General features: G+C 37.6%; 18 protein-coding genes and 1 tRNA gene. 16 read left to right on the plus strand and 3 right to left on the minus strand.

Features of this window, described 5'->3' with window-relative positions; all coding sequences use genetic code 11:
* Positions 1–37: 37 nt before the first annotated feature.
* The 3 genes from G6Q10_RS00115 (at position 38) to rpoC (ending at position 8,476) form a co-directional block, all read left to right on the plus strand.
* Positions 38–643 (plus strand): class I SAM-dependent methyltransferase, encoded by a 606-nt coding sequence (locus tag G6Q10_RS00115; RefSeq protein WP_163651668.1) that lies wholly within the window; start codon positions 38–40, stop codon positions 641–643.
* A gap of 473 nt (positions 644–1,116) precedes the next feature.
* Positions 1,117–4,671 carry a DNA-directed RNA polymerase subunit beta gene (rpoB, locus tag G6Q10_RS00120; protein ID WP_163651669.1) on the plus strand — a complete coding sequence of 1,185 codons (3,555 nt, stop codon included), beginning with the start codon at positions 1,117–1,119 and terminating at the stop codon, positions 4,669–4,671.
* A gap of 199 nt (positions 4,672–4,870) precedes the next feature.
* The gene (rpoC, locus tag G6Q10_RS00125) at positions 4,871–8,476 is read left to right on the plus strand and encodes a DNA-directed RNA polymerase subunit beta' (RefSeq protein WP_163651670.1); all 3,606 of its coding nucleotides are present in this window, start codon (positions 4,871–4,873) and stop codon (positions 8,474–8,476) included.
* A gap of 79 nt (positions 8,477–8,555) precedes the next feature.
* Here rpoC and G6Q10_RS00130 read toward each other — a convergent pair whose 3' ends face one another.
* Entirely contained in the window at positions 8,556–10,001 is a 1,446-nt protein-coding gene (locus G6Q10_RS00130) for a glycoside hydrolase family 1 protein (protein ID WP_163651672.1), read from the minus strand.
* A gap of 166 nt (positions 10,002–10,167) precedes the next feature.
* Between G6Q10_RS00130 and G6Q10_RS00135 the strand changes: the two genes are divergently transcribed.
* Positions 10,168–10,713, plus strand: coding sequence for a TetR/AcrR family transcriptional regulator (locus G6Q10_RS00135; protein WP_163651675.1), 546 nt, complete (start codon positions 10,168–10,170; stop codon positions 10,711–10,713).
* A gap of 78 nt (positions 10,714–10,791) precedes the next feature.
* The gene (locus G6Q10_RS00140; RefSeq protein ID WP_163655637.1) at positions 10,792–11,409 is read left to right on the plus strand and encodes a histidine phosphatase family protein; all 618 of its coding nucleotides are present in this window, start codon (positions 10,792–10,794) and stop codon (positions 11,407–11,409) included.
* Positions 11,410–11,446: 37 nt separating this feature from the next.
* Here the strand turns inward: G6Q10_RS00140 and yidA are convergent, their stop codons facing one another.
* A complete protein-coding gene (yidA, locus tag G6Q10_RS00145) occupies positions 11,447–12,256 on the minus strand; it encodes a sugar-phosphatase (RefSeq protein WP_163651677.1) in 810 nt (269 codons plus the stop codon).
* Positions 12,257–12,385: 129 nt separating this feature from the next.
* On the opposite strand from yidA, the gene G6Q10_RS00150 reads away from it, so the two are divergent.
* From G6Q10_RS00150 to G6Q10_RS00200, 11 genes are all read left to right on the plus strand, one after another.
* Positions 12,386–12,886, plus strand: coding sequence for a GNAT family N-acetyltransferase (locus G6Q10_RS00150; RefSeq protein WP_163651679.1), 501 nt, complete (start codon positions 12,386–12,388; stop codon positions 12,884–12,886).
* A 191-nt stretch (positions 12,887–13,077) separates the two neighbouring features.
* Positions 13,078–15,228, plus strand: a complete 2,151-nt coding sequence (gene nrdD, locus G6Q10_RS00155; protein ID WP_163651681.1) for an anaerobic ribonucleoside-triphosphate reductase — start codon at positions 13,078–13,080, stop codon at positions 15,226–15,228.
* Positions 15,221–15,772 carry an anaerobic ribonucleoside-triphosphate reductase activating protein gene (gene nrdG, locus G6Q10_RS00160; protein WP_163651683.1) on the plus strand — a complete coding sequence of 184 codons (552 nt, stop codon included), beginning with the start codon at positions 15,221–15,223 and terminating at the stop codon, positions 15,770–15,772. The genes nrdD and nrdG overlap by 8 nt, the downstream gene beginning before the upstream one ends.
* A gap of 382 nt (positions 15,773–16,154) precedes the next feature.
* A tRNA-Asp gene (locus G6Q10_RS00165) sits at positions 16,155–16,227 on the plus strand.
* Between the two features lie 211 nt (positions 16,228–16,438).
* Entirely contained in the window at positions 16,439–17,152 is a 714-nt protein-coding gene (yycF, locus tag G6Q10_RS00170) for a response regulator YycF (protein ID WP_163651685.1), read from the plus strand.
* 9 nt (positions 17,153–17,161) lie between these two features.
* The gene (gene walK / locus G6Q10_RS00175) at positions 17,162–18,997 is read left to right on the plus strand and encodes a cell wall metabolism sensor histidine kinase WalK (protein ID WP_163651687.1); all 1,836 of its coding nucleotides are present in this window, start codon (positions 17,162–17,164) and stop codon (positions 18,995–18,997) included.
* A complete protein-coding gene (locus G6Q10_RS00180; RefSeq protein WP_163651689.1) occupies positions 18,994–20,310 on the plus strand; it encodes a YycH family regulatory protein in 1,317 nt (438 codons plus the stop codon). The genes walK and G6Q10_RS00180 overlap by 4 nt, the downstream gene beginning before the upstream one ends.
* On the plus strand, positions 20,310–21,104 hold the full coding sequence (locus tag G6Q10_RS00185) for a two-component system regulatory protein YycI (protein WP_163651691.1): 795 nt from the start codon (positions 20,310–20,312) through the stop codon (positions 21,102–21,104). Before G6Q10_RS00180 ends, G6Q10_RS00185 begins: the two co-directional genes overlap by 1 nt.
* A 113-nt stretch (positions 21,105–21,217) precedes the next feature.
* Entirely contained in the window at positions 21,218–22,048 is an 831-nt protein-coding gene (locus G6Q10_RS00190) for an MBL fold metallo-hydrolase (RefSeq protein ID WP_163651693.1), read from the plus strand.
* Positions 22,049–22,172: 124 nt separating this feature from the next.
* Positions 22,173–23,708 (plus strand): S1C family serine protease, encoded by a 1,536-nt coding sequence (locus tag G6Q10_RS00195; RefSeq protein WP_163651695.1) that lies wholly within the window; start codon positions 22,173–22,175, stop codon positions 23,706–23,708.
* A gap of 103 nt (positions 23,709–23,811) precedes the next feature.
* Positions 23,812–24,321: a type 1 glutamine amidotransferase domain-containing protein gene (locus tag G6Q10_RS00200; protein WP_163651697.1), complete on the plus strand. Its 510-nt coding sequence runs from the start codon at positions 23,812–23,814 to the stop codon at positions 24,319–24,321.
* A gap of 52 nt (positions 24,322–24,373) precedes the next feature.
* On the opposite strand, the gene G6Q10_RS00205 is transcribed toward G6Q10_RS00200, so the two are convergent.
* Complete coding sequence (locus G6Q10_RS00205) at positions 24,374–25,066, minus strand: Crp/Fnr family transcriptional regulator (RefSeq protein WP_163651699.1); 693 nt, start codon at positions 25,064–25,066, stop codon at positions 24,374–24,376.
* Positions 25,067–25,307 lie beyond the last annotated feature (241 nt).

Consider the following 25,307-nt stretch of genomic DNA (forward strand, 5'->3'; position numbering starts at 1 on the left):
TATGTTAAAATAAAAGAAAAACGAGTAGGTGATTTAAATGACCAATAATCATTATTATACAAATAACGATAAGCTTATGCACCAACGAAAAAGTTGGCGATACACGCTTCGTGGACATGAACTAACTTTTATTAGCGATAATGGCGTTTTCTCAAAAAACACTGTGGATTTTGGCTCGAAAGTATTAATCGAAACATTTCATATGTCAAAAGAAGATTCTTTTATTCTCGATGTAGGTTGTGGTTACGGGCCGATCGGTCTTGCCATTGCCAAAGCTTGTCCAACAAGCCAGGTTGATATGGTGGATGTAAATTTGCGTGCGCTTGAATTGACAAAAGAAAATGCAGTGATAAATCAAATTAAGAATATTTCAGCATTCTCTAGTTCGATTTATGAAAATGTTTCTAAAAAAGCGTACCAGGCGATAGTGAGTAATCCACCAATTCGTGCCGGAAAAGAAGTGGTTCATGCAATTTTAGCTGGTGCATATGATCATTTATCTCCAAATGGGGAATTATGGATTGTTATTCAAAAGAAACAGGGTGCTCCTTCTGCAATGAAGAAAATGGAAGAGGTTTTTGGAAATGCTGAAGTTGTACGGAAAGTTAAAGGGTACTACATTCTAAAAAGCATAAAAGCATAAGTGAAGCGGAAAAGCAATAATTAGGCTCGCTTTTTGTTTGACTTCTCCTTTAAGTTATTGTACTATAGTATAATGCCAAAAGAATCTATACCACTTTTCTTTCTAACAAGAAATGAAGTGTTTGCAAGTGATTACGGCAAAATAATGAACGATTGAATGGTGGCTTTCAGTATGCGAAATGGACTATTTTTCCAGTTTGCACTGATACTTTTAAGAAAAATTTCTAAAGAGTTTCAGGAAACATGAAATCCGCTTTATTTTTGTCTAAAAAGTGATATAGATGATTTTCACAAGTTCCGCTTCTTTTTGCGCAGTTTTGTGTTTGGACACTCAAGACTTAAGAAGCAGACGGAAACTTTTGATGAACGCTGCTTAAGCTAATTGACTTAAGCTCCGGGTGCGGGAGGTTCCTCTGTTTTTTTCGAACTGCATGAAGGAAAAGTGTGCTTATAAATTTTAAAATATTTTGTGGGGTGAAGAGTTTGTCAGGACATGTTGTAGAATACGGCAGACACCGTAAACGTAGAAGTTTTGCGCGTATTAGTGAAGTGTTAGAGCTACCAAACCTGATTGAAATCCAAACAGCTTCTTATCAGTGGTTTTTGGATCAAGGTTTGCGTGAAATGTTCCGTGATATTTCTCCAATTGAAGATTTTGCTGGGAATTTATCTTTAGAATTTATTGACTATGATTTAGGTGAACCAAAATACTCAGTAGAAGAATCTAAAAACCGTGATGCAAACTATGCGGCTCCTTTACGTGTTAAATTGCGCCTGGTTAATAAGGAGACCGGTGAAGTAAAAGATCAAGAAGTATTCATGGGCGATTTCCCACTTATGACCGAAATGGGGACATTTATCATTAATGGTGCAGAACGTGTTATCGTTTCCCAATTGGTACGTTCTCCAGGAGTTTATTTTAATAACAAAGTCGATAAAAATGGTAAAAAGGGCTTCGGCTCCACAGTCATCCCAAATCGTGGCGCTTGGTTAGAATATGAAACAGATGCGAAAGATGTTGTTCATGTTCGTATTGATCGCACACGTAAATTACCGGTTACTGTTCTTTTGCGTGCACTCGGATTTGGCTCTGACCAAGAGATTTTAGATTTAATCGGGGACAATGATTATCTGCGCAATACGCTAGAAAAAGATAATACAGATAACGCAGATAAAGCCCTTCTTGAAATCTATGAACGACTTCGCCCAGGTGAGCCACCAACCGTTGAAAATGCACGTAGCTTGTTAATATCTCGCTTTTTCGATCCAAAGCGCTATGATTTAGCTAACGTAGGCCGATATAAAATCAATAAGAAATTACACTTAAAAAATCGCCTGTTTAACCAAATATTAGCTGAAACGCTAGTTGATCCTGAAACAGGTGAAATTATAGCTACAAAAGGTGATATTTTAGATCGCCGTAACCTAGATCAAATCATCCCCAATCTAGAGAATGGCGTAGGTTTCCGTACGCTGCGTCCAAATGATGGCGTACTAGAGGATAACGTTGTTGTCCAATCAATCAAAATTTATACACCCGATGATCCAGAAAAAGAAATCAATGTGATTGGCAATGCTTATATTGACGAGACTGTAAAGCATATTACGCCAGCAGATATTGTTTCATCTATCAGTTATTTCTTTAATTTACTACATGGTGTAGGGGATACGGATGATATTGATCACCTTGGTAATCGTCGTCTTCGCTCAGTAGGAGAACTTTTACAAAATCAATTCCGAATTGGGTTATCTCGGATGGAACGTGTTGTACGAGAACGGATGTCAATCCAAGATGTGAGTACAATTACACCACAACAATTAATTAATATCCGACCAGTTGTCGCTTCGATCAAAGAGTTTTTTGGTAGCTCACAGTTATCACAATTTATGGATCAGTCCAACCCACTCAGTGAACTCACGCATAAGCGTCGTTTATCTGCGCTTGGGCCTGGTGGTTTGACTCGTGAACGTGCTGGCTATGAAGTTCGTGATGTTCACTACTCACATTATGGTCGAATGTGTCCAATTGAAACGCCAGAAGGACCAAACATCGGTTTGATCAACTCGCTTTCTTCTTTTGCGAAAGTAAATCAATTTGGCTTTATTGAAACACCATATCGTCGTGTTGATCCGGAAACAAATCAAGTAACGGATAAAATTGACTACCTAACTGCCGATGAAGAGGATCATTATGTTGTCGCACAGGCTAACTCTAAACTAGATGAAAATGGTACTTTTACTGAAGGGGAAGTCATGGCTCGTTTCCGTTCTGAAAACTTAGCTGTTGAAAAAGAACGAATTGATTACATGGACGTTTCACCAAAACAAGTTGTATCGGTTGCAACAGCCTGTATTCCATTTTTAGAAAATGATGACTCCAACCGCGCTCTGATGGGAGCTAACATGCAACGTCAAGCTGTGCCACTGATGCACCCAGAAGCACCATTTGTTGGGACTGGTATGGAACATGTTTCTGCTAAAGATTCAGGAGCTGCGGTTACGGCTAAACATGACGGCATCGTTGAACATGTTGAAGCAAAAGAAATTTGGGTACGTCGTATTTCTATTGTTGACGGTAAAGAAGTAACAGGCGGTATCGATAAATATACATTGCGTAAATTTGTTCGCTCTAACCAAGGGACTTGTTATAATCAACGTCCGAATGTTTCTGAAGGCGATCGTGTTGTCAAAGGAGAAATTCTTGGTAACGGTCCCTCAATGGATTCAGGAGAGCTAGCGCTTGGACGCAATGTGCTGGTTGCTTTCATGACTTGGAATGGTTATAACTATGAGGATGCGATCATCATGAGTGAACGCCTTGTAAAAGATGACGTTTATACCTCGATTCATATTGAAGAGTTTGAATCAGAAGCTCGTGACACTAAACTCGGACCTGAAGAAATGACACGTGATATTCCAAATGTTGGTGAAGATGCTTTACGTGATCTTGATGAACGTGGAATTATCCGTATCGGAGCTGAAGTTAAAGATAATGATCTACTTGTAGGTAAAGTAACGCCTAAAGGGGTAACCGAACTTACTGCTGAAGAACGCTTATTACACGCTATCTTTGGTGAAAAAGCTCGCGAAGTTCGCGATACATCGCTACGTGTTCCTCACGGTGGTGGCGGCATTGTTCTAGATGTTAAAATCTTTACACGTGAGGCAGGGGATGAGCTCCCACCAGGTGTGAATCAATTAGTTCGTGTTTATATTGTTCAAAAACGTAAAATCCATGAAGGCGATAAAATGGCTGGACGTCACGGTAATAAAGGGGTTATTTCTCGAATTTTACCAGAAGAAGATATGCCATTTATGCCAGATGGAACACCAGTTGATATTATGCTTAATCCTCTTGGTGTACCTTCACGGATGAATATTGGGCAAGTACTTGAGCTTCACTTAGGAATGGCTGCTCGCAAACTAGGCATTCATGTCGCAACACCGGTATTTGATGGAGCAAATGAAGAAGACGTATGGAGCACTGTAGAAGAAGCTGGTATGGCAAGAGATGCGAAAACAGTACTTTACGACGGACGAACAGGTGAACCGTTTGATAATCGTATTTCTGTTGGCATTATGTATATGATTAAACTTGCGCACATGGTTGATGACAAACTCCATGCTCGCTCAACTGGACCTTACTCGCTTGTTACACAACAACCGCTTGGTGGTAAAGCCCAATTTGGTGGACAACGTTTTGGAGAAATGGAAGTATGGGCATTAGAAGCCTATGGAGCTGCTTATACACTTCAAGAAATCCTAACGATCAAGTCTGATGATGTTGTAGGACGTGTGAAAGCTTATGAATCGATCGTTAAAGGTGACAGTGTACCAAAACCAGGTGTACCGGAATCCTTCAAGGTATTAATTAAAGAGCTTCAAAGTTTAGGTATGGATGTGAAAATTCTATCTGCTGAAGAAGAAGAAATCGAAATGCGCGATTTGGATGATGACGATTTCTCTGGTCAAAATGATTCCTTTAATATTGTGAAACCAGAAGAAACAACCACCGAGCAGGTTGATTAACCCGCCCGTTTTAAAAGACTCCAGAACAACAGGCATTTTTGTTGAAGCTTAAATGAAGCGTGATTATATTGAGCATTTTGCTGTTGTGATCGGTTAAAAACTCAGTAAAGCTTTAGTAAGGCGGAAAGCTAGATTTGATGATCACTTTCCGCCCGCTTACTCAAAGTATAATCACAATTAAAATTAGGAGGTTGGGCACTTGATAGATGTTAATAATTTTGAGTATATGAAAATAGGTCTAGCATCTCCAGATAAAATTCGTTCTTGGTCACATGGTGAAGTTAAAAAGCCAGAAACAATCAATTACAGAACATTAAAACCTGAACGCGATGGCTTATTTTGTGAACGTATTTTTGGACCAACGAAGGACTGGGAATGTTCTTGTGGTAAATATAAGCGTGTACGGTATAAAGGTGTCGTTTGTGATCGCTGTGGCGTTGAAGTCACGAAATCAAAAGTGCGCCGTGAACGAATGGGGCATATCGAATTAGCTGCGCCAGTGTCACATATTTGGTATTTCAAGGGAATCCCAAGCCGTATGGGGCTAGTTTTAGATATGAGCCCACGTGCACTTGAAGAAGTTATCTATTTTGCTTCTTACGTTGTAACCGAACCAGGGGATACCCCGCTTGAGAAGAAACAATTACTTTCTGAAAAAGAATATCGCGTTTATCGTGAGAAATATAGTCAAGGTTTTCAAGCTGGAATGGGTGCTGAAGCGATCAAACGTATTTTAGCAGATATTAACCTTGAAAAAGAAACGAATGAGCTAAAAGAAGAGCTGAAAACAGCACAAGGGCAACGACGTACGCGTGCTATTCGCCGCCTTGAAGTCATGGAAGCTTTCCGTAACTCTGGAAATGAACCAAGCTGGATGATTTTAGACGTGCTCCCTGTTATTCCACCAGAACTTCGCCCAATGGTGCAGCTTGAAGGTGGACGATTTGCAACAAGTGATTTAAATGACTTGTATCGCCGCGTAATTAACCGGAATAACCGTCTAAAACGTCTTCTTGACTTAGGTGCACCGAATATTATCGTTCAAAATGAAAAACGTATGCTCCAAGAAGCTGTCGATGCCTTAATTGATAATGGCCGTCGTGGTCGTCCAGTTACTGGACCAGGTAATCGTCCGCTAAAATCACTTTCGCATATGCTAAAAGGGAAACAAGGTCGTTTCCGTCAAAACTTGCTAGGTAAGCGTGTTGATTACTCTGGACGTTCTGTTATCGTTGTAGGTCCTAACTTAAAAATGTATCAATGTGGGCTACCAAAAGAAATGGCACTAGAACTATTTAAACCTTTTGTAATGAAAGAGTTAGTTGGTCGTGGCCTTGCTCATAACATTAAAAGCGCCAAACGTAAGATCGAGCGCACCTCATCGGAAGTGTGGGATGTTTTAGAAGAAGTGATTCGTGAGCATCCAGTTCTCTTAAACCGTGCACCGACGCTTCACAGACTTGGTATTCAAGCGTTTGAACCAACACTTGTAGAAGGCCGTGCCATTCGTCTTCACCCGCTTGTATGTACAGCTTATAACGCTGATTTTGATGGTGACCAAATGGCTGTCCATGTCCCATTATCAGCAGAAGCGCAAGCAGAAGCGCGTATCTTAATGCTTGCAGCGCAAAACATTTTGAACCCTAAAGATGGTAAACCGGTTGTTACTCCTTCACAAGATATGGTTCTTGGTAACTATTATCTGACTTTAGAGCGTGAAAATGCAGTTGGCGAAGGGATTATTTTCAAAGATATTAATGAAGCACAGTTAGCTTATCAAAATGGTTATGTTCATCTGCACACTCGTATTGCAGTTTATGCAGGTTCTATACCAAATGAACGCTTTACAGATAAGCAGCGCAAACAATTGCTCATTACAACAGTAGGTAAATTAATTTTCAACACAATTTTACCAACATCTTTCCCATATATTAATGAGCCAACAAAGTATAATCTTGAAATTGAAACACCAGAGAAATATTTTGTGGATACAACAGCTGATGTAAAAGCTCATATTGCTAAACAGCCACTTATTGATCCATTTAAGAAAAAAATTCTCGGGAATATCATCGCAGAAGTCTTCAAGCGATTCCACATTACGGAAACATCAAAAATGCTTGATCGCATGAAAGACTTAGGCTTTAAAATTTCTACAAAAGCTGGCATTACAGTAGGTATTGCTGATATCTTGGTTTTACCTGAAAAACCTGAAATCATTGAAAAAGCTCATGACACTGTAGAAAAAATTACGAAGCAATTCCGTCGAGGCTTAATTACAGATACTGAAAGGTATGAGCGTGTAATCAGCCTTTGGAATAGCGTGAAAGATGAGATCCAAAATAAATTAATCGCTATCTTAGAGCGTTTGAATCCAATTTATATGATGCAGGATTCTGGAGCGCGTGGTAATGCTTCTAACTTTGTACAGCTTGCGGGTATGCGTGGTTTAATGGCTGATCCATCTGGACGTATTGTAGAGCTTCCAATTATATCAAGCTTCCGTCAAGGTTTAACCGTTTTGGAATACTTCATTTCCACTCACGGAGCGCGTAAAGGACTTACTGATACAGCCCTTAAAACAGCTGACTCAGGTTATCTTACTCGTCGTCTTGTTGATGTTGCTCAAGATGTTATCATTCGTGAAGATGATTGCGGGACTGACCGTGGCCTTACAATTAAAGCCATTCGTGAAGGCACAGAAATTATCGAATCGCTTGAAGAACGACTTGAAGGACGCCATGCTCGTAGAACCATTCGCCATCCAGAAACAAATGAAATTCTTGCCCATGAAAACGAACTGATTACAGAACCGATTGCGTTATCAATTGTTGAAGCTGGAATCGAAGAAGTGACGATTCGCTCAGCCTTTACATGTAACACAAAACACGGAGTATGTAAAAAATGTTACGGCAAAAACTTGGCAACAGGAACAGAAGTTGAAGTTGGAGAGGCTGTTGGTATTATTGCTGCTCAGTCAATCGGGGAACCAGGTACACAGCTTACAATGCGTACGTTCCATACCGGTGGGGTTGCTGGAGATGATATCACACAAGGTCTACCCCGTATTCAGGAAATCTTTGAAGCACGTAATCCAAAAGGTCAAGCAACGATTACAGAAGTTGCCGGAGAAGTGGTTTCTGTTGAAGAAGGACGCGACCGTGGTTTAGAAATCACGATCCAAGGAAGCGATGATCGCCGCAGTTATAATGTTCCTTATACAGCACGTTTGCGTGTTGAAGAAGGTTCAATAGTCGAACGTGGTGAAGCTTTAACAGAAGGTTCAATTGATCCAAAAGCTTTGATTCGTGTTTGTGATGTATTATCTGTACAAGAATATCTACTTGCTGAAGTACAAAAAGTTTACCGGATGCAAGGGGTAGAAATTGGCGATAAGCACGTGGAAGTTATGGTTCGTCAAATGTTGCGTAAAATCCGTGTCATGGATACAGGTGATACAAACATCTTGCCAGGTACACTGATGGATATTCACACATTTAGAGACGCTAACCGTGAGACATTATTAAGTGGAGCTCAGCCTGCTACTGGTCGTCCAGTACTTCTAGGTATCACAAAAGCTTCACTTGAAACGGATTCCTTCTTATCTGCTGCATCATTCCAAGAAACGACTCGTGTCTTAACAGATGCTGCAATTAAAGGAAAACAAGATCCTCTTCTTGGCTTAAAAGAAAATGTTATCATAGGAAAACTAGTCCCAGCAGGTACGGGAATCAATCGTTATCGTCAGTTAAAATCACAAGTTGTAGACGATACGCAAGAAGTTTCTGAAGAACAAACAACAAATTAATAAAAGCAAAAATATCCACCCGGTTTTCGCGGGTGGATATTTGTTTTCTAATTAGGAACATGTTAGAAAATCAAGTTTTTTATGTTAAATCAGCACCATTTGTCTGGATAACTTTCTGATACCAATAAAATGATTTTTTCGCATAGCGATTGCCACTACCTTGGCCGTCATCATCTAAATCGACATAAATAAACCCATATCGTTTAGCCATTTCACCAGTTGAAGCACTTACTAAATCAATGCAGCCCCAAGGAGTATAACCGATTAAATCAACTCCATCAGAAATCGCATTACGCATTGCTTCAACATGACCGCGCAAATAGTCAATTCGGTAATCATCTTCTACATAGAAATTTCCATCCACTTGATCTATTGCGCCCAGCCCATTCTCAACAATGAAAAGAGGCTTTTTATAATGATCATAAAGCTCATTTAAGGCGATACGTAACCCTACTGGATCAATTTGCCAACCCCATTCACTTGCTTTTAAGAAAGGATTGCGGACACCGCCAAGGAGATTGCCAGTTACACTGTCATCTTCTGTCGCTGTTTCATTGATAACAGCGGACATATAGTAGCTGAAACCAATATAATCAACAGGATGTTCTTTAAGTAGCTCTAAATCACCTGGTTCGATCGCCAGTTTTACGCCTTTTTCAGCCCAGAGTTGTTTAGCAAAAGAAGGGTATTCTCCTTGCGCTTGAACATCAGCACAGTAGAAATTAAATTGTTGATTTTGTTTCAACGTAGCAAGTTGATTGATTGGATTGGCATCGTAAGCATAGGTTGTTGCATAGATAATCATGCAACCAACTTGAAGTTCAGGATCCAGTGTATGAGCAATCTTCACCGCTTTACTACTTGCAACAAATTGATGATGTAAAGCTTGGAACACATGCTGTGGTTCATTTGCCCCGTTCGTTGGAGCAAGTCCTTGGCTAAGCGCTGGAAAATGGAATGAACTATTAATCTCGTTAAATGTCATCCAATATTTTACTTTTTTATGAAACCTTGTCAAAATGGTTTTTGCATAGTGCTCATAAAAATCGATAAGCTGACGGTTTTTCCAGCCACCATATTCTGTTACAAGATGCAGCGGCATTTCATAATGAGAAATGGTAACAACAGGCTCAATACCATGTTTGATACACTCATCTAAAACGGCTTCATAAAATGATAAACCAGCTTCATTTGGTTCCTTTTCATCGCCCTTTGGAAAAATTCGTGCCCAAGCAATAGAAAGGCGATAACATTTAAACCCCATTTTCGCGAATAAAGCAATGTCTTCTTTAAAACGGTGATAATGATCGATTCCATGGTGATTTGGATAATTATATTTATCGGCATGTATTTGCCAATCAAAGCTAGGACTACTTAAAATCTCGAAGCGTTTTTTACCACCAGGCATTACATCTGCTACAGATAGTCCCTTTCCACCTTCTGAGTAAGCCCCTTCTAGTTGGTTAGCTGCTGTTGCCCCTCCCCATAAAAAACCTTCAGGAAATGCTTGTTTATTATTTGTCATTTGATTTTGTCGCTCCCTTCCATTTGTTTTAGTACTTTTTTATTTTAAGTCCTGTAATGGATTACATGTCAAGTCATAATTTTAGCGCTTTCATGTTAAATTAGAAATTGCTTTTTAAGTTGAAATTCGGTACACTTTAAGCAAAATAAAAATTGCGGGGGAACATATGAGTAGCAAACAGAAAATTATCAAGGCAGCTATTGAAGTGATCAAAGAAGAAGGGATCCGACAATACAGTTTAGCTCGTGTGGCTGCAAGGATCCATATCACAAAACCTGCTATTTTCTACCATTTTAAAAATAAAGAAGAATTGACGTTAGCCATTATTTACCACGCTATTTCAGTCTATAAAGAAATCGAAACAGAAGAATACGAAAAAATAAAAGAAGATTCCGCTTTTCCATATACAGAAAGCTACTTAAAAGGCAACTTACGACAACTGCAAAATGCTGAACTTGTCGGGCTTCATAGTGTTCTGCTTGCAACGAGTATTTCCGAAAATATTGATGGAAGTTATTGGGATGAAATTTATGAAACAGAATTTCGCAATATGGCATCAGAAATTGGAGCAGAAATGGCAGAACTTGTGCGTTATACCATTGATGGAATGTGGCATGCTAAGCTTCTTAAGATGAATGAACCAGAACAAACAAGTCAGGAAACGGTGGTGCAGTTCTTATTGGGTAAAATAGCAAATACAACTTCTTCTTGAAAATGAAACGAAGCATGTTACAATTTAATTTGTAGCAATTTTTTAGGAGGAACAAAATTGGTTCAAGATAAATTAACAATGTATTTCGTGCGTCATGGAAAAACGGAGTGGAATTTAACCGGGCAAATGCAAGGTTGGGGTGATTCACCTCTTGTTTCAGAAGGAATAGAAGGTGCAAAACGAGTAGGAGAAGCCCTTTCAAATATTACATTTAACCAAATCTATTCAAGCTCAAGCAAGCGAACACAAGATACGGCACGACTTATTTTAAATGATCCAAGCGTTGAAATTAAGCCAATGGAAGAATTTCGCGAAATGGGATTTGGTAGTTGGGAAGGTGTTCGAGTTACTGAACTTGATCAAAAATTTGCTCTCGAACGTCAACTCTTTCTCACAGATCCTATTACCTTTGATGCTAAGATAAATGGTGGAGAAACTTATTTTCAACTGGAAAAAAGACTACTCTCTGGACTTGAAAAAATCAAAGCTGAACAAACGAAGGGCAATATTTTAGTCGTCTCCCATGGTATGGCTCTTACTTTATTACTACATCTTCTTTCAGGAGGAACGCTTGCAGAACACAGAAAACAAGGAACAAAAATAGTAAACACAAGCATTAGCGTTGTTGAGTTTAAGCAAGATGGACATAAAGTGATTGAATTAAATAATGTCGATCACCTTTTGAATAAAATATAAAAAAACACGCCAAAAAGCGAACTTTTGGCGTGTTTTTTTAATTCACAATATACTTTTGAATCGCGACGGCCACACCGCTTTCATTATTTGAAGCAGTAATGAAGTCAGCTTTTGCTTTAATTTCTGGGATGGCGTTACCCATGGCTACACCAAGGCCGGCATAGGCAATCATCGAAGTATCGTTTTCTTGATCCCCAATACACATCACTTCAGATCGTTCAATGCCTAGCGACATAGCAAGCTGCTTTACAGCGTTTCCTTTAGTAGCTTCTTTATTTAAAATCTCAAGATAATGTGGCGCGCTTCGGACAAGGTGATATTTTTGATGAAAGCTAGCAGGAATCTTTAGAATGCCGGCTTCGAGAATATCGGGTTCATCAATTAGCATGGCTTTTGACATGATTAAATCGGTCGGTGTATTTTCAATTTCCTGAAAAACGAGTTGTGCACCTGTTAAGTATGCTTCACCAACTGTATATTTTCCAATGTGCCTATTTGGCGTGTACAGCGTTTTTTCATCAAAGAAGTGCATATGTAACTTAGCGGATTCACTAAAATGATAGATTTCTTTTAGATCTTGGTAATTAAGTGTTAAATGGGATAAAACGCGCTTTGTAAATGTATCTTGGACCATAGCGCCATTAAAGCTAATAACATAATCGCCTTCTTCGCGTAGTTCGAGATCACTCAAGTACTGTTGTACACCAACAAGTGGCCGTCCAGTACATAATACAATTTTTACACCAAGCGCTTTTGCTTTTTGGATGGCGTTTTTTACCTCTGACGTTATTTCGTGTTTGTCATTTAAGAGAGTTCCATCAATATCAATTGCTACAAGTTTATACATATTTTTTGCTCCTTTACAAACTACAATCAAAATCAGTATAGCATATTTAAAAATAATTTGCGCGACGCTTTTTTAAAAATTTATGGTAAGATCTAGATATAGAATAAAAATCGGAAAAAGGTGAAATCATTGAAGCAACAATATCACATCAAATTTGTGAATGAAAAAGACATTGCCTTAGTTGAAGAAGTAAATACGAAATGTGATGATTACTACTTCATCGAGCAAGGAAAAAGTGCTACCTCTAAAGATGCTATGGCGTTTTTGAACGAATTACCACCTGGAAAGGCAAAATTCGATCAATTTAACATCGCGATCTTAAATGAAAATGAAGAAGCGATTGGTTTGGTTAATGTTATTGCTAATTATCCGCGTCAAGGCCAGTGGTTTATTGGCTTACTGCTACTTATTCCTGATGTGCGAAAGTCAGGGCTAGGGAAAGTTCTGCATCAAGTGATTGCTGAATGGGCTAGTGATGGCGGCGCAGATTCACTTATGTTAGCTGTTTTAGCAGAAAATAAAGAAGCGATTTCTTTTTGGCAATACTTGGGGTATCAAAAACATGCAGAAATTAATAAAGTATTTGGCGATAAACAGCATCTTGTAGAAAAATACGTTTTAACGTTATAAGATAATGAGGACGCCGAATAGGACTTAAAACGATACAAATGATGTGACTACTTGCAAACATTTTAAGTTTTTGTGAAAATGAGAACTTTAGTCCTGTTTTTGTTAAGTTTAGGGTTGATACTGTAAAACCTCTCTATATTGTGATAACATGATCAAGTAAACACAATATATAGGTGTTAGGGGGAATTTGCATGTATTTAAAAAAGCAATCTGAACAAGTGGTCATCAAAAGAGATGGTAGAAAAACGACTTTCGATTTGATTAAAATTCGTAATGCAGTAGAAGCAGCAATGAAGGAAACCGGTGTAACAGATGAGTTTTTTCTTGAAAAAATTATCATTTCAATTGTGAATTCTTTACCAAATGAAGACCAATTAACGATTGCCGCTATCCAGCAATGTGTCGAAAATCATTTGATGAAATCAAGCTATCCCGACGTAGCTAGAAGTTACATAGAATATCGTCATGATCGTGATAAAAAGCGAAGCAATCTCACTGATCTCACAAAAAGCGTCCAAAAGTTACTCGAAAAAGACAAGACAGTCGTCAATGAAAATGCTAACAAAGATGCAACCGTTTTTAATACACAGCGCGATTTAACTGCCGGGGCGGTCGCTAAAAGCTACGCCTTAAAATATATGTTGCCTAAACATGTGGCAAATGCTCATTTAAAAGGCGATCTTCATTTCCATGACTTAGATTATAGCCCTTATCACGCGATGACCAACTGCTGTTTAATTGATGTTAAAGGTATGCTTGAAAGTGGCTTTACAATTGGAAATGCCAACGTTGAAAGTCCAAAGTCAATCCAGACTGCAACAGCTCAGATCTCTCAAATTATTGCAAATGTAGCAAGCTCGCAGTATGGCGGCTGCTCAGTTGATCGTGTGGATGAAATTTTAGCAAAATATGCGAAGTTGAACTACCAAAAACATGAACGAGAAGCAAAAGATTGGGTGATTGTTGAAAAGCGCGAAGACTATTTAAAAAGCAAGACAAGTAAAGATATTTATGACGCCATGCAAAGCTTGGAATATGAGATTAACACGCTTTATACCAGTAATGGACAAACACCATTTGTGACGCTTGGTTTTGGCCTTGGTGAAGATTGGTTTGCACGAGAAATTCAAAAAGCGATTTTAAATGTTCGCTTAGGTGGCATTGGAAAAGACAGGCATACAGCAATTTTCCCTAAATTAGTTTTTTCTATTAAAAGAGGGACCAATTTAGAAAAACATGATCCGAATTATGATATAAAGCAATTGGCGTTAAAATGTTCTGCTAAAAGAATGTATCCTGATGTACTCAACTATGACTCATTAGTGCGTCTAACTGGCGATTTTAAAGTACCCATGGGTTGTCGTTCATTTTTACCAGCTTGGCAGAACGAAGCAGGCGAATATATTAATGCTGGACGAAATAATTTAGGCGTCGTTACTTTAAATATTCCGCGGATAGCCATTCAAAGTGGCGGCGATAAAGTGAAATTTTGGGAAATTTTTCACGAACGGATGCAAACTGTAAAAGATGCGTTATTGTTTCGCTTAAAACGCGTAGCTGAGGCCTGTCCAGAAAATGCACCGATTCTCTACAAATACGGAGCCTTTGGTGAATATTTAGAAGACGGAGCACCTGTTGATCAGCTTTTTAATAATAAGCGTGCTACCGTTTCAATTGGCTATATTGGTCTTTATGAGGCAGCAACCGTATTTTATGGCGGGGAATGGGAAACAAATGCTGAAGCTAAAGCATTTACACTAGACATTACAAGTGAGTTGAAAAATTACGCTGAACTTTGGCGTGAAAAGTATGATTATTGGTTTAGCGTTTATTCTACACCAAGCGAAAGTTTAACCGACCGTTTTAATCGCTTAGATAAAGAAAAATATGGCAGCATCAAAGATATTACCGACAAAGGTTATTATCAAAATTCATTCCATTATGATGTGCGTAAAAAAATCACGCCTTTTGAAAAAATTGATTTTGAAAAAGATTATCCTGAATATAGTTCGGGTGGATTTATTCATTATTGTGAGTATCCAAAATTAACTCATAATACAAAAGCATTAGAAGCTGTTTGGGATTATGCATATGATCGCATAGCTTATCTTGGAACGAATACGCCGATTGACAAATGCTACGAATGCGACTTTGAGGGTGAATTTAGCCCAACGGAGGAAGGGTTTAAATGCCCCCATTGCGGTAATACGGATCCAGAAAAAGCAGATGTTGTAAAGCGTACTTGCGGCTATCTTGGCAATCCAATGAAGCGTCCGATGGTACACGGACGTCATGTTGAAATTTCGAATCGGATAAAACACATGGCGTTATCAGATGAATAATCCCGCACCAAAAGAATGGCAATCAAGTGTACTTTCAAAGGGCTATATTGCTGATTATAAAGCGTTTAATTTTGTCGATGGTGAAGGTGTTAGATGTAGCCTTTATGTAGCAGGATGCCCGTTTCACTGTGAGGGGTGCTACAATAAAGCTGCTCAGAGTTTTAAATATGGGATGCCTTTTACACAAGGGCTTTTAACAGAAATTATGAAGGATGTTGGCCATGAAAGTGTTCAAGGGCTTACACTCCTTGGTGGGGAGCCGTTTTTAAATACAGAAACATGCCTTGCTGTTTCAAAAGAATTACGACGACTTTATGGGAATACAAAAGATATTTGGTCATGGACTGGATACACTTGGGAAGAACTATTACTTGAAACAGAAGATAAGAAAGAGTTGCTTAACCTTGTGGATGTTCTTGTAGATGGACGTTTTGAAGAAGCATCATTTGATCCCAATCTTGCTTTTCGAGGATCTAGCAATCAACGGCTAATCGATGTGAAAAAATCACTTGCTAAAGGGGAAGTGATCCTGTACTTAACATGACAATTTGACATACACAAAATAAATCGATAACAAGCGCTTGCGATTGAAGTGGTTTGCCAGACTCCTGCTTCGTTTCCGGATTCTAGCAAACTGCTTCAATACAAAAGCTCTCGCTTGATTTATCGTGTTCGAAATATACATCTACGTCAATTTTTATTAAAAAAGATAGCTGAATCGCATGATGTCCCATTTTATATAAAACAAGGATGGCATAAAAAATTATTCATGAATCAAGAGAAACTCAGAAAGGAAAATTTAAAGATAGTAAACAAAAAGTAATAAATTTCGATGTTTTATCGGAGTAAAATGAAAAAAACTATTGACGTTATTATTATTCCATGGTTTAATAAAAAAGTGCCTTTTTAAGGCGATAAATTCTTGTGGTTCCGTGGTGTAGGGGTTAACATGCCTGCCTGTCACGCAGGAGATCGCGGGTTCAAATCCCGTCGGAACCGTATAAATAAAGAGCATTGAGCACGAAAAACGTGAACGATGCTCTTTTTTTCTCATATAATAATCAAAGATGCTGTAATAATTCAGAAAATTTATCACTTGTGTTATAATGATATAAAATGGATGCTTAATTTTAATAACCAGTTAATAGCAGCCGCAGTTTTGATTAAGTCTAACAATAAATTAATGGGAAAAATAGGAGGATCTTAACGCATGGCAGAGAAAAAAATTCTAGTAGTAGATGATGAAAAACCAATTGCAGATATTGTTAAGTTTAATTTAAACAAAGAAGGATTTGAAGTAGTTTGCGCTTATAATGGGGATGAAGCGCTTGAATTAGTAGAAGAAGTAAAGCCGGATTTAATTTTATTAGATATTATGCTGCCAGGACGTGATGGAATAGAAGTATGTCGTGAAGTCCGCAAAAAATACGATATGCCTATTATTATGCTTACCGCAAAAGATTCTGAAATTGATAAAGTGTTAGGCCTTGAACTGGGTGCTGATGATTATGTAACCAAACCATTTAGCAATCGGGAGCTAATCGCACGTGTCAAAGCAAACTTGCGTCGACATAGTCAGATTAGTGCACAACCTACTGAAGATGAGGAAAATAGTGAGTTGGAAATCGGCTCACTTACGATTCATCCAGATGCTTATGTCGTTTCAAAGCGTGGAGTTACAATAGAATTAACACACCGGGAGTTCGAATTGCTACATTATTTAGCAAGACATATGGGACAAGTCATGACACGTGAGCACCTACTACAAACTGTGTGGGGCTATGATTACTACGGAGATGTTCGTACCGTAGATGTCACTGTGCGCCGTTTACGAGAAAAAATTGAAGATAATCCAAGTCACCCAACCTGGCTCGTTACAAGGCGAGGTGTAGGGTATTATTTGCGAAATCCTGAACAGGAGTAAAGATAAACCATGCCAAAAATGAAATTCTTCCAATCTGTGCAGTTCAGAGTTGTTATAATCTATTTGCTATTAGTGCTTGTTGCCATGCAAGTTATAGGGACTTATTTTGTCCGTGAATTGAAAGGGCAACTCGAAAAAAACTTTCAAACTTCCATTACAAATAGTATTACTTTGCTTGATTATAATGTGCGTGAAGAAATTTTAAAAAACCGCGAAAATAGTTCACAGCTTCAAAATGATATTCGTAAATTGCTTGTTGACTATGCCCGAAATAATGGGAATTTAAGCGAAATACGAATTGTCGATAAAAAAGGAAAAATTATCGGCATATCAAATATGAATAATCAAGGCGTTGTTGGACAGAAGTCGACGAGTCAGCTTATTAGACGTTCGCTTACGCTTGGTACAATAGAAGAAAATATTTACTTGGAAGAAGGAACTGCGAACAAAAACGAGCGTGTTTGGGTTTATTCTTCCCCCATTAAAAACAAAAATGAAGTAATCGGTGTTATTTATCTCGTTGCTAAAATCGAAAGTGTTTATACGCAAGTAAACGAAATAACCAATATTTTTGTTACAGGGACAGTGATTGCTATGTTTATTACAGCAATTCTGGGCATTCTCTTGTCACGTACAATCACGCGTCCAATAATTGATATGAAACGTCAAGCTTATGCCATGGCGCGTGGTAACTATACCCGCAAAGTCAAAGTGTACGGCTTAGATGAAATCGGTGAATTAGCACAAAGCTTTAATACATTAACAAAGCGATTACAAGAAGCCCAAGCTATGACAGAAGGAGAAAAGCGCAAATTATCCTCTGTCTTAGCTTATATGACAGATGGCGTAATTGCTACAGACCGCCGTGGAAAAGTTATTCTAATCAATACACCAGCTGAAAAAATGTTGCGTGTTCCACATGAAAGCGCAAATGGAAAATCACTTATCGACGTGCTAAATATTAGCGATAAATTCCAATTTGAAAACTTAATGGAAATGGATAAACAGTTAACACTAGATCGCAGCACAACAGAAGATCCATTGATTTTACGAGCAAATTTTTCTGTTATCCAGCGTGAAACAGGTTTTGTTAATGGTGTTATCGCTGTGTTACACGATATTACAGATCAAGAAAAAGTCGAACAAGAACGCAGAGATTTCGTTTCCAACGTTTCACATGAGTTGCGCACACCACTAACCAGCATGCACAGTTATTTAGAAGCTTTAAGCGATGGTGCTTGGCAAGATAAAGAGATTGCACCTAAGTTTTTAGAAGTAACACATAATGAAACTGAACGAATGATCCGCCTTGTTAACGATTTATTAAAACTCTCACGCATGGACGGAGGACGTGATCAACTGGATAAAAGCTTTGTCAATTTCACTGACTTTTTTAATCACATTATTGATCGTTTTGAAATGATGAAAAAAGAAAGTATCCGCTTTAAGCGTCATATTTCAAAAGAGCCAGTTATCATTGAAATTGATGAAGATAAAATTATGCAAGTTCTTGATAATATTATTTCCAATGCCAATAAATATTCACCAGATGGCGGCCAAATTGATTTTTATCTAAAAAAATATCAAGATGAAATTGAAGTTAGCATCAGCGATCAAGGCCTTGGAATTCCCGAAGAAGATTTGGAGAAAGTTTTTGAACGTTTCTTCCGCGTGGATAAAGCACGCTCAAGGGAAATGGGTGGAACTGGTCTTGGCTTAGCCATTGCAGCTGAGGTAATTAAAGCGCACGATGGTCGTATTTGGGCTGAGCGGAACAAAGACCATGGGACCACCATTCGTTTTACACTACCATATAGTGAATTACTGGAGGATGATTGGGAATGATCAAACGATCCAATTTAAGAGCCTTAGTACTAACAGCTTTAGTTATTTTAAGTGTTGTTCTTAGCTACTGGATTTGGAATGGCAAACCGAATTATGAGTCGATTGATGTTAAAGAGGTCGAAAAAGAAGCCATCGATAAAACGCGTTCAGTATCACAGGTGTTTCGCCCAATTTATCTACAAATGAACAAAGGGGATAAAAATTTTCAAGCAAGCAATTCTGAGTTTCTTAATAATTATGTTTTAAATAGCCGCAATTTTAATTTTTCAGAGCTAGTCTTATCTGGAAAAAAAACAGATAAAGAATACGATCACATTGTGCATCAAGAAGGATCTATCGAAGTTGTATATCCTAATAGTGTGCCATTCACTATTTTTTCACAGATGTACACGATCCAAGGTAAAAATCTAGAAAACGCGTCATTTAACCGGGTTACTTTCGATATATATTCGGGGAATACGAATCTCCATAACGTATATTTTGCTAACGATGCAGAAAATACAATTTATCAAAGTACGGTATCTAAAAAAGATATTAGTTCACTTGAGAGTATTTTAGCTTCAGCAGATAAGAAAAATGCGCTACAACAAATGACACCCGTTGATAACGATGGCAGGCTTATTTATTTATCTAACCGTAAGATCGAGATTGAAAGCGAAACATACATTGTTGATTTACTTGAAATAAATAGCTTCACCAAAGCTTTATTTTCTGATTCAGGTCCAATAAAAAATGAAGATAATTCCTATACAAATGGTTCCAGTAAGATTGTTTTGGATGATCGTAATAAAATACTCAGGTATATTAACCCTTCACAAGAACAATCTTACAGTGAAAAAATTGCAAATAACAAAAAAGCAGGTTTCATTCAGGACAGTTTTAATTTCATTAATGACCATGCAGGCTGGACAAGAGACTACTATTACTCAGGATTTGACCGTTACACGGGGACAACAAGATTTAGTTTATTTGTTAATAATCGGCAAGTCGTAAGCGAAAACGGCATGGCCAAAATTGAGGTAACTGAGGGCAAAGAAGGTATTTACAAATATACGCGACCATTCTTTAAGCTGGATTATGCTGTCCCACGCGAAAGTGGTAAAGTAGAATTACCATCTTCGCAATCTGTTTTTGAGCAGCTTAGACAAGACAGCCAAATTGACATTAAAAAAGTCAAAATGATTACGCCAGGCTATCGCATGGTATGGGCAAGTGGTAGAGACTTGAACCGCGTTGTCGAGCTTGATCCGGTATGGCTTTACAAGTATGAAGGCGTTTGGTATCAGGTGAAAGCAAAGGCAGGTGATTCCTAATGGATTGGCGAAAAGCGGAGATTATCTTTATTATTACATTCTTGGTTTTAGATATTTTCCTGGCTATTATGGTTTTTAATGAGCAACTAACCAATGATCCAGATAAATTGTCTAAAGATACACTTCAAGATCATTTAAAATCAGATAATATCAAATATCCAGAAGGACTATCCAATGGGAAGCAAACAGGCGAGGTTTTTACAGCTATTCAAACAACTTTCGATGATAAGAAAATCCCATCACAAGATAATCAAAAAATAACGTTAAGTACAGATAGGCAGACGTTACTTTCTGTTTTGACAAGTCCGATCAAAGTTGAGAAAAAAGGAGAACAAAAAGAGTTAAATAAGTTTATTGAATCAAGTGTTTTCCATGGCGATGAATACAGGTTCTGGCGTTACGATAAGAAGCATAGTGAAATCATCTATAATCAAGTCATTAAAGACCAACCAGTATTTTTCGACAGCAGAGGACAAATTAAATTAAAATTAAATAAAAATAATGAAGTGATTTCTTACCGTCAAACCTTCCTTGAAGAACAAGATAACCTTGAAACAAAGAAGAATTTAGTCTCATCACTTGAGGCGCTTGAATCGGTCTATCAGCATGGAGATTTAAAATCGGATAGTGAGGTAAAACGCAGCTATTTTGGCTATTATACAACCGTCCAATTATCAAGTGGTGATGTTTATTTCCCTGTTTGGTGCTTTGAAGTTAACTATAAAAAGACAACCAATTATTATTTAGTCAATGCTAAAGACGGACAAGTTATCAATAAGAACTTGCAAGAATAAGATGTCAAAAAAAGATATAAGCTAAATGATGTAGTTTATATCTTTTTTTAGTGCAATATTGAATAAATAAAGGTACAATATAAATTAATAAGAAAGTGGCAAGGAGGATCAGAATGTTTGCAAATAAAGCGTTAACAAAAAGTGATACTGATCAAATACAGTTTAGTATATTAGCAAGTGGTAGCTCTGGGAATGCAACGCTTGTTGAAACCGGCAACCAAAAAATTCTGATTGACTGCGGCCTAAGCGGAAAAAAAATGGAAGGCTTATTTGCGCAAATTGGTCGAAACCTTAGTGATCTTGATGCTATTTTAATTACACATGAGCACTCTGATCATATTAAAGGTTTAGGCGTGTTAGCTCGTAAATATCAACTGCCAATTTATGCAAATCACAAAACTTGGCAAGCAATGGATAATATCATTGGCGAAATTTCAACAGAACAAAAATTTGATTTTGAAATAGAAACCGTAAAAGCATTTGGCAATCTTCAAGTAGAATCATTTGGTGTATCGCATGATGCTGTAGAACCAATGTTTTACATATTTCATAATGGGCATAAAAAGTTTGTCATGATTACAGATACTGGTTACGTAAGCGAGCGGATGAAAGGGCAGATTAAAAATGCGGATGCCTATTTGTTTGAAAGCAACTATAATATTGAAATGTTGCGCACGGGACGTTATCCATGGAATGTTAAACGACGTATTTTAGGTGATGAGGGCCATCTATCAAATGAAGATGCTGGTTTTGCAATGAGTGAAGTAATTGGTGATAAAACAAAACGCATTTACCTGGGGCACTTAAGTAAAGACAATAATATGAAAGATCTAGCACGTATGAGTGTAACACAGACGCTTGCAGGCGAAGGGATCATTGTCGGAGAACAAGTTGAGCTATTTGATACAGATCCAGAAATTGCAACGAATTTATTTGCCATTTAAAGTGCGGATCTGAGGGAAATAATTATTTTTCAACATAAACTTTTAAAAGTTTTTCATTATTTTTTCATATTTACCTTGTACAATAAAATTAGAAATGATAACTGACATAGGAAGGGATGACGTAATGAGTAACGAAAATAATGAGTTTGAGTCAAATGAAAAGCCAAATCAGTTGAATTCTGAGCCAAAAAAGAGTTATACAGGGCAACAAATTGACGCTATGCATGAGGCGGCGGACAGCAATCAAACAGCACCAATTGCTGAAGGAGTAACGCCAGCAGGAGAACCATTTATGGGAGCAACAGCAGAACAGGCCAAAGCAAGTGCAACAAATGCTTTTTTCGATCAAGCAGCAAATAAACAACCAGAAGAAACACATACTAGTGGTAATGATATACCGCCAATTCCACCAACACGTTCAAGCGGTAATGGGGGAATTCCACCAAAGAAACCAAACCGCAATAAAAATTTCCTTGGCTACTTTTTAACTGGAATTTTAGGAGTTATTGTTGGTGCACTTATTGTCTTTTTAGCCGTAGGAAATTTAAATAATGGGAACGCAAATGGTGTTGTTGGTAACAATAATTCAATAACACCAACAAAAACAACAAAAGTAAGTTATGATAATACAACAGATACAACCAAGGCACTTGGTAAGGTCCAAAGCGCTGTAGTCAGCGTATTAAACTATCAGCAATCAGATTCACTTAATAATGATCCTTTTGGTAGTGGCGGAGAGTCTCCTTCGAATAAGTCTTCTGAAAAACAAGCCTCATCTGGATCCGGCGTCGTCTATAAAAAAGCAAACGGAAAAGCTTATGTTGTAACAAATAATCATGTTGTCAGCGGAGCAAACAAATTAGAAGTTACTTTTTCAAATGGGAAAAAATCAACAGCTAAGTTAGTCGGAACGGATCAATGGAATGATTTAGCTGTGCTTGAAATTAGCGATAAGAATGTAACAAAAGTAGCTGAATTTGGCAACTCAGACACACTTAAAGTTGGCGAAAAGGCAATTGCGATCGGAAGTCCACTTGGCACTGAATTTTCTGGATCAGTGACAGAAGGAATTATTTCAGGTTTAAATCGTGCTGTTCCAGTAGATGTGAATGGCGATGGAACGAACGATTGGGAAGCAGAAGTTATCCAAACGGACGCTGCAATTAACCCAGGGAATAGCGGCGGTGCTTTAGTTAACCTAGAAGGCCAAGTTATTGGTATTAACTCAATGAAAATTGCGACAAGCAACGTTGAAGGAATTGGTTTTTCGATTCCGATTAACTCGGTTGAGCCAATCATTCAACAATTAGAACAAAAAGGTGAAGTCGAACGCCCAGCACTTGGCGTAACTTTACGTGATGTCGATACGATCCCTGATGCACAACAACATGATACTTTGAAATTACCGGAAAAAGTAAATTATGGTGCATTAGTTCAAACCGTGTCAAACAACTCTTCCGCATCAAAAGCAGGCTTAAAACAATATGATGTTATTGTTGAAATGAATGGTAAGAAAGTGAACAATTCAATGTCGTTACGTAAAGTGCTTTATAGCAGCGGCCTAAAGATTGGCGATAAAGTAGACATTAAATATTATCGCGACGGTAAGCTAAAAACCACAACCCTTACATTAGAAAAAGCACAGACAGTTCAGCAATAATAACAAAAAAGAACGTGAGATTAATTGAATCTTACGTTCTTTTTTGTTTAAAAATAGCTGTAACGTGGAAAACAAAAAGTAAAATGAAGGAGAGGATTATAATATGAGTAAAAAGATAGCTGCTGTACTAACTGATTTGTTTGAAGATGTAGAATATACAAGCCCAGCTCAAGCATTTAAAGAGGCAGGACATGAAGTCATTACAATTGAAAAAGAAGCAGGAAAACAAGTAACTGGCAAACATGAAAAAACAAAAGTCACAATTAATAAGAGTATCGATGATGTTTCAGCAGATGATTTCGATGCACTTTTCATTCCTGGTGGTTTTTCACCTGACCAATTGCGAGCTGATGAACGCTTTGTGAAATTTGTTAGTGCTTTTATCGAAGCAGGAAAACCTATTTTTGCAATTTGTCACGGGCCGCAATTATTTATCCAAACAGGTAAATTAAAAGGCCGCACAGTAACAGGATTTACCTCTATTCGCCCTGATTTGGCTAATGCAGGAGCTACTGTTAAAGATGAGGAAGTTGTTGTTGATGACCAAATTGTGACAAGTCGTACCCCGGACGATTTACCTGCATTTAATCGCGAAGCATTGAAGCTGTTGTGATGTATTATGAATAGGAGCGTGAGGATATTTATGTCTCGCGCTCTTTCATCTTTTAGAGATCACTTTTGTAATAATAATTTTTTAAAAATTGCTGCGAATGCGCTTTCTGGATATTGATGATTAATGGTTTTTTGGAAACAAGAGTCCCTGTATTCTGTAAATTTTTCAATTCTAGCAATATACTAGCACGGCTTGAGTTTAAATATTTTGCAAGGAAAGTTATGTTAACAAATTCTGGAAATATAATAAAAGAATTAATCAGCTCTAAATTTAAATCACCAGCAAGTAGTGCTAATTCTTTAATGATCTTACTGTGCAAACTCATTTGTGTGTATTGATGAAGGGAATTAATATCCATTAAGGTATCAATCAATTTATCGAGTACATAGTTTTGGATAGGTTCTTGAACCATGTTTAAAAGTAAATATTCTTTATCAATTTCTAAATATGCCCCTTGCTCTAATCCGGTTACTCTGTACTCAGAGGTTCTCCTTAAATTGAGATTTGTAGCAATATTTTCTATCCCAAATATTCCTCCTTCGTTAATAATGTTATTTGCTGTCCATTGGCCAGAAAATATTTTCATTTCCACGATGACGCTTCCCGTTAGAAGTAAACCAAGAGTGCTATTTTCTGTGTCGAAAAAATAAAAACTCTCTTTTTTAGAAAAAGTCTTTTTAGTTACTTCATCAATTTTTGGATCTTCTGCAGCGTATAAAAAGTAATTAATTACATCGAATGGCACTTTTGTCAGCTCCTAAATAAATTAATGAATATGCGCTTTATGTACTAAAATTACGAATTATTCTATTTATTTAAAAAATTACAACTTAATTATTTGCTATTAGTTCGGTTAATGTTTGGATAACCAGGAGAAGACTTCAATTCTATGCAAAAAAACAGCAAAAAGAGAATTTTTTATGAAATACAGAATATCATAGAAGCTTTTATTAAAAAATAACATTCTTGCAGTAAAGATACTCTGT

Source organism: Listeria sp. PSOL-1 (assembly GCF_902806445.1).
Classification (GTDB): domain Bacteria; phylum Bacillota; class Bacilli; order Lactobacillales; family Listeriaceae; genus Listeria.

Coding starts and splice junctions, on each gene's coding strand:
- yycF (WP_163651685.1), top strand. CDS start 16,439: ATGGCAGAGAAAAAAATTCTAGTAGTAGATGATGAAAAACCAATTGCA.
- G6Q10_RS00200 (WP_163651697.1), top strand. CDS start 23,812: ATGAGTAAAAAGATAGCTGCTGTACTAACTGATTTGTTTGAAGATGTA.
- G6Q10_RS00190 (WP_163651693.1), top strand. CDS start 21,218: ATGTTTGCAAATAAAGCGTTAACAAAAAGTGATACTGATCAAATACAG.
- G6Q10_RS00195 (WP_163651695.1), top strand. CDS start 22,173: ATGAGTAACGAAAATAATGAGTTTGAGTCAAATGAAAAGCCAAATCAG.
- G6Q10_RS00180 (WP_163651689.1), top strand. CDS start 18,994: ATGATCAAACGATCCAATTTAAGAGCCTTAGTACTAACAGCTTTAGTT.
- G6Q10_RS00130 (WP_163651672.1), bottom strand. CDS start 10,001: ATGACAAATAATAAACAAGCATTTCCTGAAGGTTTTTTATGGGGAGGG.
- nrdD (WP_163651681.1), top strand. CDS start 13,078: ATGTATTTAAAAAAGCAATCTGAACAAGTGGTCATCAAAAGAGATGGT.
- G6Q10_RS00185 (WP_163651691.1), top strand. CDS start 20,310: ATGGATTGGCGAAAAGCGGAGATTATCTTTATTATTACATTCTTGGTT.
- yidA (WP_163651677.1), bottom strand. CDS start 12,256: ATGTATAAACTTGTAGCAATTGATATTGATGGAACTCTCTTAAATGAC.
- G6Q10_RS00140 (WP_163655637.1), top strand. CDS start 10,792: ATGTATTTCGTGCGTCATGGAAAAACGGAGTGGAATTTAACCGGGCAA.
- nrdG (WP_163651683.1), top strand. CDS start 15,221: ATGAATAATCCCGCACCAAAAGAATGGCAATCAAGTGTACTTTCAAAG.
- walK (WP_163651687.1), top strand. CDS start 17,162: ATGCCAAAAATGAAATTCTTCCAATCTGTGCAGTTCAGAGTTGTTATA.
- G6Q10_RS00115 (WP_163651668.1), top strand. CDS start 38: ATGACCAATAATCATTATTATACAAATAACGATAAGCTTATGCACCAA.
- G6Q10_RS00135 (WP_163651675.1), top strand. CDS start 10,168: ATGAGTAGCAAACAGAAAATTATCAAGGCAGCTATTGAAGTGATCAAA.